Source organism: Kocuria sp. ICS0012 (genome assembly GCF_001665945.1).
Lineage (GTDB): Bacteria > Actinomycetota > Actinomycetes > Actinomycetales > Micrococcaceae > Kocuria > Kocuria marina.
This window is the reverse complement of the sequence record NZ_LZMM01000072.1, coordinates 1-12,515: the sequence shown is the minus strand read 5'-3', so window position 1 is coordinate 12,515 and position 12,515 is coordinate 1. Positions and strand designations below refer to the sequence as shown.

At 68.3% G+C, this 12,515-nt stretch carries 11 protein-coding genes; 4 read left to right on the top strand and 7 right to left on the bottom strand.

The window, feature by feature from the left end; genetic code table 11:
- Positions 1-94: 94 nt before the first annotated feature.
- Positions 95-1,245 (bottom strand): IS3-like element ISAar43 family transposase gene (locus A5728_RS11705; protein ID WP_156523457.1). Its coding sequence is split into 2 segments (ribosomal slippage): positions 95-975 and positions 975-1,245, totalling 1,152 coding nucleotides; the frame shifts between segments, so codons are not numbered across the junction.
- A 507-nt stretch (positions 1,246-1,752) separates the two neighbouring features.
- Between A5728_RS11705 and A5728_RS11695 the strand changes: the two genes are divergently transcribed.
- The gene (locus A5728_RS11695) at positions 1,753-2,349 is read left to right on the top strand and encodes a DUF2231 domain-containing protein (RefSeq protein WP_064847244.1); all 597 of its coding nucleotides are present in this window, start codon (positions 1,753-1,755) and stop codon (positions 2,347-2,349) included.
- Here the strand turns inward: A5728_RS11695 and A5728_RS11690 are convergent.
- Positions 2,346-5,417, bottom strand: a complete 3,072-nt coding sequence (locus A5728_RS11690; protein ID WP_064847243.1) for a bifunctional [glutamine synthetase] adenylyltransferase/[glutamine synthetase]-adenylyl-L-tyrosine phosphorylase — start codon at positions 5,415-5,417, stop codon at positions 2,346-2,348. The genes A5728_RS11695 and A5728_RS11690 overlap by 4 nt on opposite strands.
- Positions 5,418-5,426: 9 nt before the next feature.
- Positions 5,427-6,770: a glutamine synthetase family protein gene (locus A5728_RS11685; RefSeq protein ID WP_035962238.1), complete on the bottom strand. Its 1,344-nt coding sequence runs from the start codon at positions 6,768-6,770 to the stop codon at positions 5,427-5,429.
- 237 nt (positions 6,771-7,007) lie between these two features.
- Between A5728_RS11685 and panB the strand changes: the two genes are divergently transcribed.
- Positions 7,008-7,862 (top strand): 3-methyl-2-oxobutanoate hydroxymethyltransferase, encoded by an 855-nt coding sequence (panB, locus tag A5728_RS11680; protein WP_064847242.1) that lies wholly within the window; start codon positions 7,008-7,010, stop codon positions 7,860-7,862.
- 60 nt (positions 7,863-7,922) lie between these two features.
- Here panB and A5728_RS14290 read toward each other — a convergent pair whose 3' ends face one another.
- The gene (locus tag A5728_RS14290; RefSeq protein WP_144930816.1) at positions 7,923-8,099 is read right to left on the bottom strand and encodes an SPOR domain-containing protein; all 177 of its coding nucleotides are present in this window, start codon (positions 8,097-8,099) and stop codon (positions 7,923-7,925) included.
- Positions 8,100-8,282: 183 nt separating this feature from the next.
- Between A5728_RS14290 and map the strand changes: the two genes are divergently transcribed.
- The gene (map, locus tag A5728_RS11675) at positions 8,283-9,179 is read left to right on the top strand and encodes a type I methionyl aminopeptidase (RefSeq protein ID WP_064847241.1); all 897 of its coding nucleotides are present in this window, start codon (positions 8,283-8,285) and stop codon (positions 9,177-9,179) included.
- Between the two features lie 72 nt (positions 9,180-9,251).
- On the top strand, positions 9,252-10,085 hold the full coding sequence (gene ppgK, locus A5728_RS11670) for a polyphosphate--glucose phosphotransferase (RefSeq protein WP_064847240.1): 834 nt from the start codon (positions 9,252-9,254) through the stop codon (positions 10,083-10,085).
- A gap of 152 nt (positions 10,086-10,237) precedes the next feature.
- On the opposite strand, the gene A5728_RS11665 is transcribed toward ppgK, so the two are convergent.
- Genes A5728_RS11665 through A5728_RS11655 form a run of 3 tightly spaced genes read right to left on the bottom strand, consistent with a single transcriptional unit; the run spans position 10,238 to position 12,061 of the window.
- A complete protein-coding gene (locus A5728_RS11665) occupies positions 10,238-11,143 on the bottom strand; it encodes a Sir2 family NAD-dependent protein deacetylase (RefSeq protein ID WP_082943447.1) in 906 nt (301 codons plus the stop codon).
- On the bottom strand, positions 11,143-11,604 hold the full coding sequence (locus A5728_RS11660; RefSeq protein WP_064847239.1) for a redoxin domain-containing protein: 462 nt from the start codon (positions 11,602-11,604) through the stop codon (positions 11,143-11,145). The genes A5728_RS11665 and A5728_RS11660 overlap by 1 nt, the downstream gene beginning before the upstream one ends.
- A gap of 40 nt (positions 11,605-11,644) precedes the next feature.
- Positions 11,645-12,061 (bottom strand): DUF3052 domain-containing protein, encoded by a 417-nt coding sequence (locus tag A5728_RS11655; RefSeq protein ID WP_035962250.1) that lies wholly within the window; start codon positions 12,059-12,061, stop codon positions 11,645-11,647.
- Positions 12,062-12,515: the final 454 nt, after the last annotated feature.

Sequence of the window (12,515 nt, the reverse complement as noted above, 5' to 3'; positions counted from 1 at the left end):
TGGCACCTCTTCTCCGCGTCGTGCAGCAGCGTCCCTTCACGTGAGAACACTGTGAACGTTCCCCGAGATGCCGGGGGAGGCTGGGCCGCCCCCTTCATTCGGTCCGGTCGCTGTGCGAGTCGTCGGTTTCCGATTGATGGGTGCATTGCCGAGCGTAGTCGACGGGTGCGAGGTAGCCGAGCGATGAATGCCGGCGGTCGTGGTTGTATCCGGTCTTCCAGTCGCCGATCACGACCTGGGCGTGGAGCAGCGAGTAGAAGCTGTTGATGTTCAGGCACTCGTCGCGGAGCCTGCTGTTGAACGACTCGACGTACCCGTTGTGCCAGGGCGAGCCGGGCGGGATGTAGAACAGGCCGGTGCGGGTGCCGGCCCAGTCGGCCATCGCGTCGCTGATGAACTCGGGGCCGTTGTCGGATCGGAGCACCGCGGGGGCGCCGCGGACGGCGACGAGGTCCTCGAGGTGGGCGGTGAGCCGGTCCGCGGTGATCGACCGTTCGACGAGCCCGCCGATGCACTCGCGGGTGTGCTCGTCGACGATGGAGCAGATCTTGATCGGACGGCCCTGCTCGTCCGCGTCGAACTGGAAGTCCACCGCCCACACGAGGTTCGGTGCGACCGCTGCCGGGGCGTCGACGGTCGAAGACCCAACGCGTTTGCGGCGACGCCGCTGCGGGACGCGCAGCCCTTCCTCGCGCCAGAGCCGTTGGATCTTCTTGTGGTTCACGACCCACCCCTCGCCGCGGGCATCGTGGTAGGCCCTGCGGTATCCCCACCGCGGGTGCTTCTTCGCATACGCCCGCAGCCAGTCCCGCAACGCCAGGTCCGGGTCGGCTGTCGTCTCACCCTGGAGCGGGCGACGGTATGCGGACCTGCTCAGCCCGGCCAGACGGCACGCCATTCGTTCGCTCACCCGCAGCTTGCGCTTGAGGTGGTCGACGGCGGCGCGGCGCCTGCCCGGGCCTAGAAGTTTCCCTCAGCCAGCTCCTTGAGCGCGGCCTTCTCGAGCTCTGCCTCGGCGAGCAGCCGCTTGAGCGTGGCGTTCTGCTTCTCGAGCTCCTTCAGCCGCTTCGCGTCGTCGGCCTTCAGCCCGCCGTACTGGTTCCGCCACCGGTAGTACGTCTGCTCGGACACTCCGAGCTCTCGACACACCCCGGCGATGTCGCTACCGCCCGCGAGCATCCTGTCGGCCTGCCCGAGCTTACGGACGACCTGCTCCGAGGTGTGACGCTTCCTGCTGTTCGTCATGATCTGACCAGTCTCACTGCCCGGACCCCCGGGCAACAGGACGACTCACACAACCACCGGACCTACCAAACGGGGTCAGCCCATGCTGGCCGACCGGATCCAGCACGCGAGCGCCAAGGAATGGTGCAGCCTGCAGCACGGCTGACCCAGGGTCGCGTCGGCTGTGTTGACTACCTCAACAGCACCAGGGATATGGACCGTGCCCGTATTGCCGCGTTCCGCAAAGTTCCGCGCGTTTCCGCCCTGCAATTCGACGGGGTGGCGTTTTCGACTCCCTCCTGGGGCGCCACTTACCAGCCCGTTCTACCGAAAATCCAGTGGAGCAAACGCAGCCCAGCGGCACCCCGGGATGCCTTTGCTCAGTTGAAGCGGGCGGGTCTACCACAACAGGCAGCGCCGGGCTGACTGGCCCACTCCACGCAGGACCGGGACACCCCGAGGGGCGGGTGCATTCCCCGCCGCGGGGTGCGAGGATGGCGGGACATCCCACATCTGAGAGGACCGACCATGAACGAGTCCACCCAATACCCCGCCTCGAATGCCGAGAGCCCCCTGACTCCCCTGATGAAAACGGTCGAGGGCAGCAGTGCCCTGGACCCCTTGGTGGGCTCGGCAGATTCCGTGGCCACCGCTGTGGCCGGGAATCCGACCGTTCGCGACCTCCTGCAGGGCAAGCAGGTGGGCCACGCGCTGCACCCGCTGCTCATCGAGGTGCCCATGGGCACGTGGATGAGCGCGCTCGTGCTCGACCTCATGGGTGGCCGTGACTCCGCCCGTGCCGCGCGGGTGCTCACGGGCGTGGGTGTCCTCTCGGCGGTGCCATCTGCCCTGACCGGATGGGCCGAGTACCACGGGCTGCAGAACCGGGACAAACGTGTGGCCGTGATCCACGCCGGGTCCAACGGCCTGGCCACGGGTCTGCAACTCGCCTCGTGGGTGGCCCGCCGCACCGGACGCCACGGGCTGGGGTGCGTCCTGGCATTGGGCGGCATGTCCGCCGCCGGCCTGGGCGGTTACCTGGGCGGGCACCTGTCGGTCGCGCGTCAGGTGGGCTCGCGGGACGCGGCCTACGAGGACGGCACGAACGGTCGGGCGCAGAACTAGCGGCCGTAGAACAACCGCTCGAATACCGAGCGGGACTGCCGGGTGATCCGCAGGTAGTCCTCCTCGAGCTGCGCGGCGGAACCGGGTTCGTAGCCGATCCACCGGGCCACGGCCTCGAGGTCCACCCGGCGTGACGGCACGGAATCGGAGGCCCGCCCGGAGCGCAGGACGTTGCCGTTGCGGATGTCCGTGGCAAGTTTCCACGCGTGCTCCAGTACGGCGGCGTCCTCCGGGCCCACGAGGTCGGCGGCCACCGCGGCGTTCAGCGCGGGCAGCGTGGAGGTGGTGCGCAGCTCGGGGACCTCGTGCGCGTGCTGCAGCTGCAGCAACTGCACGAGCCATTCCACGTCCGAGAGCCCACCCCTGCCCAGCTTCACCTGCCGGGTGGGATCTGCCCCGCGGGGCATCCGCTCGCTCTCCACGCGCGCCTTCATGCGCCGGATGTCCACGAGCTGACGGTCCGTGAATTCGGCCGGGTACCGGAAGCGGTCCACCACACGGAAGAACGCCTGGGCCACGTCCTCGGAACCGGCCATGTACCGGGCGCGGGTCAGGGCCTGGAACTCCCAGGTCTGACCCCAGCGCTCGTAGTACTCGGCGTACGAGGCCACCGACCGCACCATGGTGCCCGAGCGCCCTTCCGGACGCAGGTCGTTGTCGATCTCCAGAACCCGTTCGGCGACCACGGGCGGCGTGCACGGTTGCTTCAGGAGCTTGACCATGCGGTTGAGCACGGTTTCCGCGGCACTGCGCGCTTCCCCGGGGTCCGCGTCCGGGGCGGGTGCGTACGCGTACATCACGTCCGCGTCCGAGCCGAAACCGATCTCGCGCCCGCCCTGGCGCCCCATGGCGATCACGAGCACCTCGGCGGGGACAGCGCCGTCGTGCGCGGCCGCGTACTCGGTGCGGGCAAGGTACAGCGCGGCCATCACGGTGGCCTGGTCCACGTCCGAAAGACCCGTCACGGTGGTCTCCACGCTGGCGACGCCGCTCGTGTCCGCGAGCGCGATGCGCAACTGTTCGCGGCGCCGGATCTGGCGCACGGCCCGGATGGCCTCGCCCGGGTCGTGGTGCCGAGCGACCTGCGCGCGCATCTGTGACACGAGCTCGTCCAGGGACCGGGTGGCCAGCTGGGAGTCGTCGCCCAACCACGCCGTCGCCTCGGGAGAGGTTTCGAGCAGGTCCGAGACGTACCGAGAACTCGAGAGGATGTGACACAACCGCTCGGCCGCGGCGTTGGAATCCCGCAGTAATCGCAGGAACCAGGGTGTGTTGCCCAGAGCCTCGCACACCCTGCGCAGGTTGAGCAGACCGGCGTCCGGGTCCACGCCCTCAGCGAGCCAGTCGAGCAGCACCGGCAGCAGCGTGCGCAGGATCTCGGCTCGCCGGCTCACGCCGCGCGAGAGGGCCTCGATGTGTCGCATCGCGGCCTTGGTGTCCTGGTACCCGAGTGCCGCGAGGCGGTCCCGAGCGGCGTCGGTCGTGAGGGTGGTGTCCGCGGGCGCGTTGGCGAGCGCCGCGAGCATGGGACGGTAGAAGATCCGCTCGTGCATGCTGCGCACGGAGCGCTTGGCCGCGTTCCAGTCGCTCACGAGTTTCTGGGCCGTGGGGTGCGTGCGCTCGGCGGCGCCGTCCACGGACCGGGCGACGACGGCCAGTTCCCGTTCGTCGCGCGGCATCAGGTGCGTCCGCCGCATGCGGAACAACTGGATCCGGTGCTCGAGCAACCGCAGCCATCGGTAGTTGAGTCCGAACTCCTCGGCGTCCGCGCGGCCGATGTAGCCACCCGCGCTCAGCGCCGCGAGGGATTCGGTGGTGGCACGCGTGCGGACGGTCTCATCCGAGCGTCCGTGTACGAGTTGTAGCAACTGCACCGTGAACTCGACATCCCGCAGTCCCCCGGGTCCGAGCTTGATCTGCCGGTCCCGGTCCGCCTCAGGGATGTTCTCCGTGACCCTGCGGCGCATGGCCTGGACGGATTCCACGAAGCCCTCGCGCTCGGCGGATGACCAGATGAACGGCGCGATGGCCGCCTCGTAGCGCCTCCCGAGGTCCTGATCGCCCGCGACGCACCGGGCCTTGAGCAGCGCCTGGAACTCCCAGGACTTGGCCCAGCGCTTGTAATAGCGCACGTGGGAGTCCAGTGTCCGCACGAGCGGCCCGTCCTTGCCCTCGGGCCGTAGGTTCGCGTCCACTTCCCACAACGCCGGCTCGGGACCGGCGGCCATCATGGCCTGCGCGAGGGTGTGGGCCATCTCGGTGGCGATCTCCGTGCTCGTGCTCTCGTCCGGGGTGTCCCCGGCGTCGGAGGCCCGGGTCTCCCCGACGTAGACCACGTCCACGTCCGAGATGTAGTTCAGCTCTCGGGCGCCGCACTTGCCCATGCCGATCACCGCGAGCCGTACCTGCTCCACGAGGGCGGGGTCCCAGCGCTCGGCGGCGTGAGCGCGCGCCACCGCCAGGCCGGCCTCGAGGGCGGCCCCGGCGAGGTCCGCGAGTTGCCGGCCGACGGCGGGCATGTAGGCCACCGGGTCCACGGCCCCGACGTCCCGGACGGCCACGCGCGCGAGCCCGCGGCGATAGGCCACGCGCAACGCCTTGTGCGCGTCCTGTCCCGTGAGCGATGCCACCGGGGTGTCCGCCTGCGGATCGGCGCCCACGGATTCGAGCAGCGCCGCACGGAAGACCTCCGCGCGGTCCGCCCTCGGCTCGTCCACGGGCGGGATGTCCAGCAGGTCCAGGTTCTCGGGGGCGCGCAGCAGGAACTCCCCCAACGCCTCGGACGCACCCAGCAAGCGGAACATGGTCTCGGACTCTCGGGGGTCCCCGTTGATTCGCCGCGCGACCTCCGGGTGGTTCTCGATGAGCCGCACGATGAGCTGCAGCGCCACGTCCGGCGACGCCGCGTGGGCCAGTCCCGCGAGCAGCGCGGACAAGTCCACGCCGTCCAATTCCCGGAACCCCAGCCAGCGCCGGGCATTCGTGACGTCCGCGAAACCGATCGAGATCAGTTGCTTGGCCGAGATCTTCTCCGCGCGCTCCTTGGCGGTACCCGGGGTGTCAGTCATGGTCTGCCCCTACAGGATGCCCAGGTTGGTCCGCAGTTCGTAGGGCGAGACCTCCTGGCGGTACTGATCCCAGTCGCGGCGCTTGTTGCGCAGGAAGTACTCGAAGACCTGCTCGCCCAGCAGCTCCGCCATGAACTCCGATTCCTCGGTCAGCCGGATCGCGTCGTGGAGGCTGCCCGGCAGGGGTTGGTGGCCCACGGCGCGGCGCTCGGCGCTGCTCATGGCGAACACGTCGTCCATCTCCACGGGCGGCAGCTCGTACTCGTTCTCGATCCCCTTGAGCCCCGCCCCCAGCAGCGCGGCGTAGGACAGGTACGGGTTCGTCGCGGAGTCGATCCCCCGGTACTCGATCCGGGAGGACTGCACCTTGTCCGGCTTGTAGAGCGGCACACGCACCAGCGCCGAGCGGTTGTTGTGGCCCCAGGACATGTACGACGGCGCTTCGTCACCGGCCCACAGTCGCTTGTAGGAGTTCACGAACTGATTGGTCACGGACGTGAACTCGGGGGCGTGGCGCAGCAGCCCGGCGATGAAGTGCCGCCCGGTCTCGGAGAGCCGGAACTCGGCCCCGGCCTCGTAGAACGCGTTGGTGTCCCCTTCGAACAGGGAGAAGTGCGTGTGCATCCCCGAGCCGGGGTGGCGGGAGAACGGCTTGGGCATGAAGGTCGCGTAGATCCCCTGGGACAGGGCCACCTCGCGCACCACGGTGCGGAACGTCATGATGTTGTCCGCGGTCTGCAGCGCGTCCGCGTAGCGCAGGTCGATCTCGTTCTGACCCGGTCCGGCCTCGTGGTGCGAGAACTCCACGGAGATGCCCACCGATTCGAGCATGTTCACCGCGGTGCGGCGGAAGTCTTGGACCACTCCCCCCGGGACGTGATCGAAGTACCCCTCGTAGTCCACCGGTACGGGTTCGCCGGTGCGCGGGTCCAGCTCGGGCGAGCGCAACAGGTAAAACTCGATCTCGGGAGCGGTGTAGCACGTGAAGCCCATGTCCGAGGCCTTGGCGAGCACGCGGCGCAGAACCCCGCGGGGATCTGCCGCGGAGGGCTCACCGTCCGGGGTCTTCAGGTCGCAGAACATCCGGGAGGTCGGCTCGTCCTCCCCGCGCCACGGCAGCAACTGAAACGTGGAGGGATCCGGTTGCAGGAGCATGTCGGACTCGAAGATCCGCGACAGCCCCTCGATCGAGGAGCCGTCGAACCCGAGGCCCTCCTCGAACGCGGCCTCCACCTCAGCGGGTGCCAGCGCAATGGACTTGAGGGTCCCCACGACGTCCGTGAACCACAACCGGACGAACCGGACGTCCCGGTCCTCGATGGTGCGCAGAACGAATTCTTGCTGACGGTCCATGGGTCCACCTCGGATTCCTGGGGCGTGTGACACAGCGGCTGCGGGCTCACGCGCCGGGGCCATGCCCGGGACGAGCCACGTCACAACTGTATCGGTCGCAGCAGCGTTCCTCGCGCCCGTCTCCCCCATCTGTCCGCTTGCGTGTTCCCGCCCCGGTCCGCACGGAGATCGGGTCGCCGAGTCAGTGCCGCTCCCCGCCCGGAACCCCTGGGCCCGACCGGCCGGTACCCTGACACCATGAGCGAAACGCAACCTTCGTCCGGTTCCCCCGCCGAGAAATCCCTCGCCCAGATCGCCCGCGTGCGGACCCTGCACCTGCAGCGTGCCAAGGACGCCGGGGAGAAGTTCTCCATGCTCACGAGCTACGACACGCTCACCGCGGGGATCTTCGACCGAGCCGGCGTGGACGTCCTGCTCGTGGGTGATTCACTCGGCAACACGGTGCTCGGACACGAGTCCACCCTGCCGGTCACGCTCGAGCACATGATCACGTTCTCCGCCGCGGTCGTGCGCGGCGTACAGCGCAGCCTCGTGGTCGTGGACCTGCCCTTCGGCTCGTACGAGGAGTCCCCGGATCAGGCCGTGCGCAGCGCGGCGCGGATCATGAAGGAGTCCGGCGCGCACGCCGTGAAGATCGAGGCGGGGGAAGCGCTCGCGGAGCACGTGGCCGCCGTGGTGCGCGCTGGGATCCCTGTCATGGGTCACGTCGGATTCACCCCGCAGTCCGAGCACGCGCTGGGCGGGTTCCGGATCCAGGGCCGCGGCGAGGCCGGGGAGCAGCTACTGCGCGACGCCCGTGCCGTGCAGGACGCCGGGTGCTTCGCCGTCGTCCTGGAAATGGTGTCCGCGGACGCCGCGGCACGAGTGGAGGACGAGCTGCGGATCCCCACGGTGGGGATCGGCGCCGGGAATGTGACCACCGGCCAGGTGCTCGTGTGGCAGGACATGCTGGGGTTGCGCACCGGGAAGATGCCGCGCTTCGTCAAGCAGTACGCGCAGCTCGCTCAGGTCGCCGACGACGCCGTGCGCGGCTACGTGGCCGACGTCCGCTCCGGTGCGTTCCCGGCCGAGGAGCACTCCTACCGGGGGTGACGCCCGGGTCGCCCCGAACCAGAATGGGACCGGGCGACGTCGCCGCCCGGCCCTACAGGGTCAGTCACCCTTGAACGCGGCGTCCTCCTCGTCCCAGCGCTTGGTGTTCTCCGCGGCGCGCTCGAGGGCGCGCGAGGCCTCCTCGCGGGTCGCGTAGGGGCCCATGAGCTTGCGGTAGTCGTCCTTGGGGCCTTCCTCGACCTGCTTGGTGTAGAGGTTGTACCAGTACTCGGCCATGATCTTCCTCCCTGTGCGGCGCCGTGCGCCGTACACCCGCCCCGCGGCGGGGTCGCGAACCTTCCCGGCCGAACGGGCCCGGGACTCAAGGATTAGGCTAGTTGCTGAACCAGGTGTTCGGGGCGCCTTGACGCCTCACAGCACGAACACGCCCGCGATCGCCGCAGGAGGCAATGACCCATCGTGACCACGCACAATCTCGCACCAGCACCCGGATCCACCGCACCGCGCGGCGCGCTACGCCCCGGGAACCTTACCCCGCGGCGCCACGTCCCGGGCGGGATCGAGCGGCCGGAGTACGTGGGACGCCGGGACGCGAACGAGGGTCACGCCTCCAACGTGTACACCCCCGAAGAGATCGAGCTGGTGCGCGAGGCCGGCCGGATCGCCGCCCGTGCGCTGCAGGCCGCGGGCGCAGAGGCCAAGCCCGGCGTGACCACGGATGAACTGGACCGGATCGCGCACGAGTACATGTGTGATCACGGGGCATACCCCTCGTGCCTCGAGTATCGCGGGTTCCCCAAGTCCATCTGCACGTCACTCAACGAGGTGATCTGTCACGGCATCCCCGATTCCACCGTGCTCGAGGACGGGGACATCATCAACCTGGACGTCACCGCGTACAAGAACGGCATGCACGGGGACACCAATGCCATGTTCCTGGTGGGTGACGTGGACGAGGACTCCCGCCTGCTCGTGGAACGCACGCACGAGGCGATGAACCGCGGGATCAAGGCCGTGCGTCCCGGGCGTGAGATCAACGTGATCGGGCGCGTCATCGAGAAGTACGCCAAGCGTTTCGACTACGGGGTCGTGCGCGACTTCACCGGGCACGGCGTGGGGCGCGAGTTCCACACGGGTCTGATCGTCCCGCACTACGACGCCGCCCCGTCCTACGCCACCGAGATGGTCCCGGGAATGATCTTCACGATCGAACCCATGCTGACCCTCGGTTCCATCACGTGGGACCAGTGGTCCGACGACTGGACCATCACGACCCACGACAAGATGCGCACTGCACAGTTCGAACACACCATGGTCGTGACCGATGACAGCGTGGAGATCCTCACCCTCCCGTAAGATCGAGCGACGGGGCGGGCTGCATCGCGTCCACCTCCGCATAGTTTCCACCGTGAACCGAAGGGACCGTTCATGAGCTCAGGTACTCCACAGGGTGTCGTATCGCAGTGTGGCATCGGAATCGACATTGGTGGTACCGGCACCAAGGGTGGGATCGTGGATCTCGCCACCGGCCAACTCGTGGGTGAACGGTTCCGCATCCCCACGCCGCAGCCCGCCACGCCGGAAGCCGTGGCCGGCGTCGTCAAGCAGATCGTGGACGAACTGCAGTCCCGCCCCGAGGCCCCGGCCCCGGACAGCCACGTGGGCATCGTTTTCCCCGCCATCATCAAGAACGGGGTGGCGCTGTCCGCGGCGAACGTGGACAAGTCGTGGATCAACACGAACGTGGATGCCCTCATGACCGAGACGCTGGGCCGTGAGGTCGAGGCCCTCAACGACGCCGACGGCGCCGGGCTCGCCGAAGCGCACTACGGCGCAGGCAAGGGCAAGGAAGGCCTGGTCATGGTGATCACCCTGGGCACAGGGATCGGTTCCGCGATGATCCTCAACGGCCAACTGGTCCCCAACGCCGAGCTCGGTCACCTGGAGATCGACGGCTTCGATGCCGAGACCAAGGCCTCGGCCGCCGCCCGGGAACGCGAGCAGCTGCCCTGGAAGAAGTGGGCCAAGAAGCGGCTGCAGCGGTACTTCTCCCACGTGGAGTTCCTGTTCTCCCCGTCCCTGTTCGTGATCGGGGGCGGTGTGTCCAAGAACTCGGAGAAGTTCCTGCCCTACCTCGAACTGCGGACACCGGTAGAGATCGCCGCGCTGCGCAACAACGCCGGCATCGTGGGTGCTGCGCTGTGGGCCCAGCAGTGCCGAGACGCCCAGGCCGCCAAGCCGGTCATCGACCCCGTGAAGTGACGGACGCCCGTCCCGGGCCGTGGAGATCCTCCGCGCTCGGGACGGTACCGACCCGCCCTGGAAATGGGTGAGACCCCGAAGGTGACCGCGGCTTCCCCTCCGCGGACCCTCGGGGTCTCGTATTGAGAGTCTAAGTACTCAACGCATTCGGATCAAGCCGTCAGGTGGTCGCCCAGGTCGGCGAGGAATTCCCCCACGGGAGCGTCCACCTTCACGGTGGCCATCGAGTCCCCTCCGGTGACGCCGTGGTTGACGATCACCACGGGGATCCCCTCTCGGTCTGCTTGCCGCACGAACCGGCGTCCGGAGTTCACGGTCAGCGACGATCCCGCCACGAGTAGCGCCTCGGACCGCGCGACCATGCGCCGCGCCAGGGCCACGCGGTGCGACGGCGCGTTCTCCCCGAAGAACACGACATCCGGTTTCAGCACCCCCTGGCACACGGGGCAGTCCCACACACGGAAACCGCCGGTGTGCTCCACGGTGGCGTCCGCGTCCGGGGCGTATTCGATGTCGTCCGCCGAGGCCATGCCGTCGTAGAACCCGGGGTTCAACTCGTCCAGGTAGCGCGAGACCTGTTCCCGGGGGAACCGGGACGAGCACGAGGTGCACAACACCCACGCGTAGGTGCCGTGCAGGTCCACCACGGCCACGGAGCCGGCTTTCTGGTGCAGCCGGTCGATGTTCTGGGTGATGATCCCGTCCACCAGACCGGCGGCCTCGAGCCGGGCCAGCGCCTCGTGGGCGGCGGACGGTTGTGCCCGGGCCACGAAGTGCCAGCCGTACTGGTTACGGGCCCAGTAGTGCCGGCGACTCGCCACATTGCCCATGAACTCCTGGTATGTCATGGGGGAACGAGGTTTGGCGCCCGGGCCGCGGTAGTCGGGGATCCCGGACGGGGTGCTCACCCCCGCGCCCGTGAGCACCGCGATCTGCTTGCCCCGTAGCACCTCGAGAACGCGCGGCAGACCGTCCCGGGCGTTCAGTGCATGGGGATCGGGGAAGAGGCTCTCGTCCACCGGTGCGCCGTAACCGGCGCGCAGTACTCGCAGGGGCATCAGGACCGGGGCAGGTTCTCGAGGACGCCCCGCAGTCGATCCCATTCCCGGGCCTGGGTGATGTCGGCGGAGCTGACGTCACGGATGATCCCGCGGGCGTCGATGGTGATGGTGTGGCGCTGGGCGCACCCTGCGTCTTCGTCCAGGACACCGTAGCGGCGGGCCACGTCCCCGTGGGGCCAGTGATCGGAGAGCATCTGGAAGTCGTAGGACTCCTGCCGCGCGAACGCGTCCAATGCGAAGTGGCTGTCCGTGGAAATACACACCACGACGGCGTCGAACTCATCGAACATGTCCGTGTGATCCTGCAGATGGCACAACTCGTCCGTGCAGATCGGCGAGAACGCGTAGGGGAAGAACACGAGCACGACCGGCGCACCCCGGTAGTCGCCCAGGGAGCGGGACTCGCCGTGACGGTCCTGGAGGGTGAAGTCCGGCGCGGTGGATCCGATCGCACTCATGAGAGCCCTTCCTGCCGCGCGGGAGCGCCGCGGCGCGCGCTCAGAAATTTCGTTTGGGAGTCAGGCGGGAGACGGACCAGTCCGGGGAGACCCGTGCCGCGCTCGTGACGTGCAGACCGGCGGTCGAGGCCGCTTCCTGGATGTCAGCGGGAGAGACGTGGTCCTGGCGGCCGGCCTTGGGCGTCAGCAACCACACGACACCGCCGTCGTCGAGGGTGGTCTGGACGTCCACGAGCTCGTCCACCAGATCGCCGTCCCCGTCACGCCACCACAGCACGACGGCGTCCACGACCTCTTGGGCGTCCTCGTCGAAGAGCTCCGAGCCGATCGCGTCCTCGATCCGCTCGCGCAGATCCGCGTCGACATCGTCGTCGTAACCGAATTCCTGGACGTAGTCGCCGTCCTTCAGATTCAGTTGCGCCGCAATGCTCTCCTCGGGGGCTTTCGCCTCGCTCACCGTAACTCTCCTTCACTGCTGTCTCGCGCGGGGCCGGACCGTCGGCTCAACGACGCTGCCGGACCTCACCCTCACCGTGACGGGGATGTCAACGGTGCGTAATAAAGACAACACTGGATTGTCCCCGCGTTCAAGCCACACCACGAACCGCGGGGCGAATCGGGTGACTTGTGACACGTTCCACACTCGTGGCGGCCCGGCGCAGGCGGTGTGACGCGTGAAACGGTGTGGTCACTGCCGGTGACGCCATCGCGTGTGACACGATGAAAGGACGACGGCATCGGCCTGTCCGAGCACCCGCCGCCTGACACACCGCTCCGACACCGGGGATCCCGTGACACGGAGCTGACGATAGAGAGGTTCTCGTGTCTTCCGACAGCAATCACCACATTTTGAGTGGGTTGACGAATAATCTTCAGGACGCTGATGTTCAGGAGACGCAGGAGTGGATCGA

Coding starts and splice junctions, on each gene's coding strand:
- A5728_RS11690 (WP_064847243.1), bottom strand. CDS start 5,417: ATGACTGACACCCCGGGTACCGCCAAGGAGCGCGCGGAGAAGATCTCG.
- A5728_RS11685 (WP_035962238.1), bottom strand. CDS start 6,770: ATGGACCGTCAGCAAGAATTCGTTCTGCGCACCATCGAGGACCGGGAC.
- A5728_RS11665 (WP_082943447.1), bottom strand. CDS start 11,143: ATGCCCCTGCGAGTACTGCGCGCCGGTTACGGCGCACCGGTGGACGAG.
- ppgK (WP_064847240.1), top strand. CDS start 9,252: ATGAGCTCAGGTACTCCACAGGGTGTCGTATCGCAGTGTGGCATCGGA.
- panB (WP_064847242.1), top strand. CDS start 7,008: ATGAGCGAAACGCAACCTTCGTCCGGTTCCCCCGCCGAGAAATCCCTC.
- A5728_RS11660 (WP_064847239.1), bottom strand. CDS start 11,604: ATGAGTGCGATCGGATCCACCGCGCCGGACTTCACCCTCCAGGACCGT.
- A5728_RS14290 (WP_144930816.1), bottom strand. CDS start 8,099: ATGGCCGAGTACTGGTACAACCTCTACACCAAGCAGGTCGAGGAAGGC.
- A5728_RS11695 (WP_064847244.1), top strand. CDS start 1,753: ATGAACGAGTCCACCCAATACCCCGCCTCGAATGCCGAGAGCCCCCTG.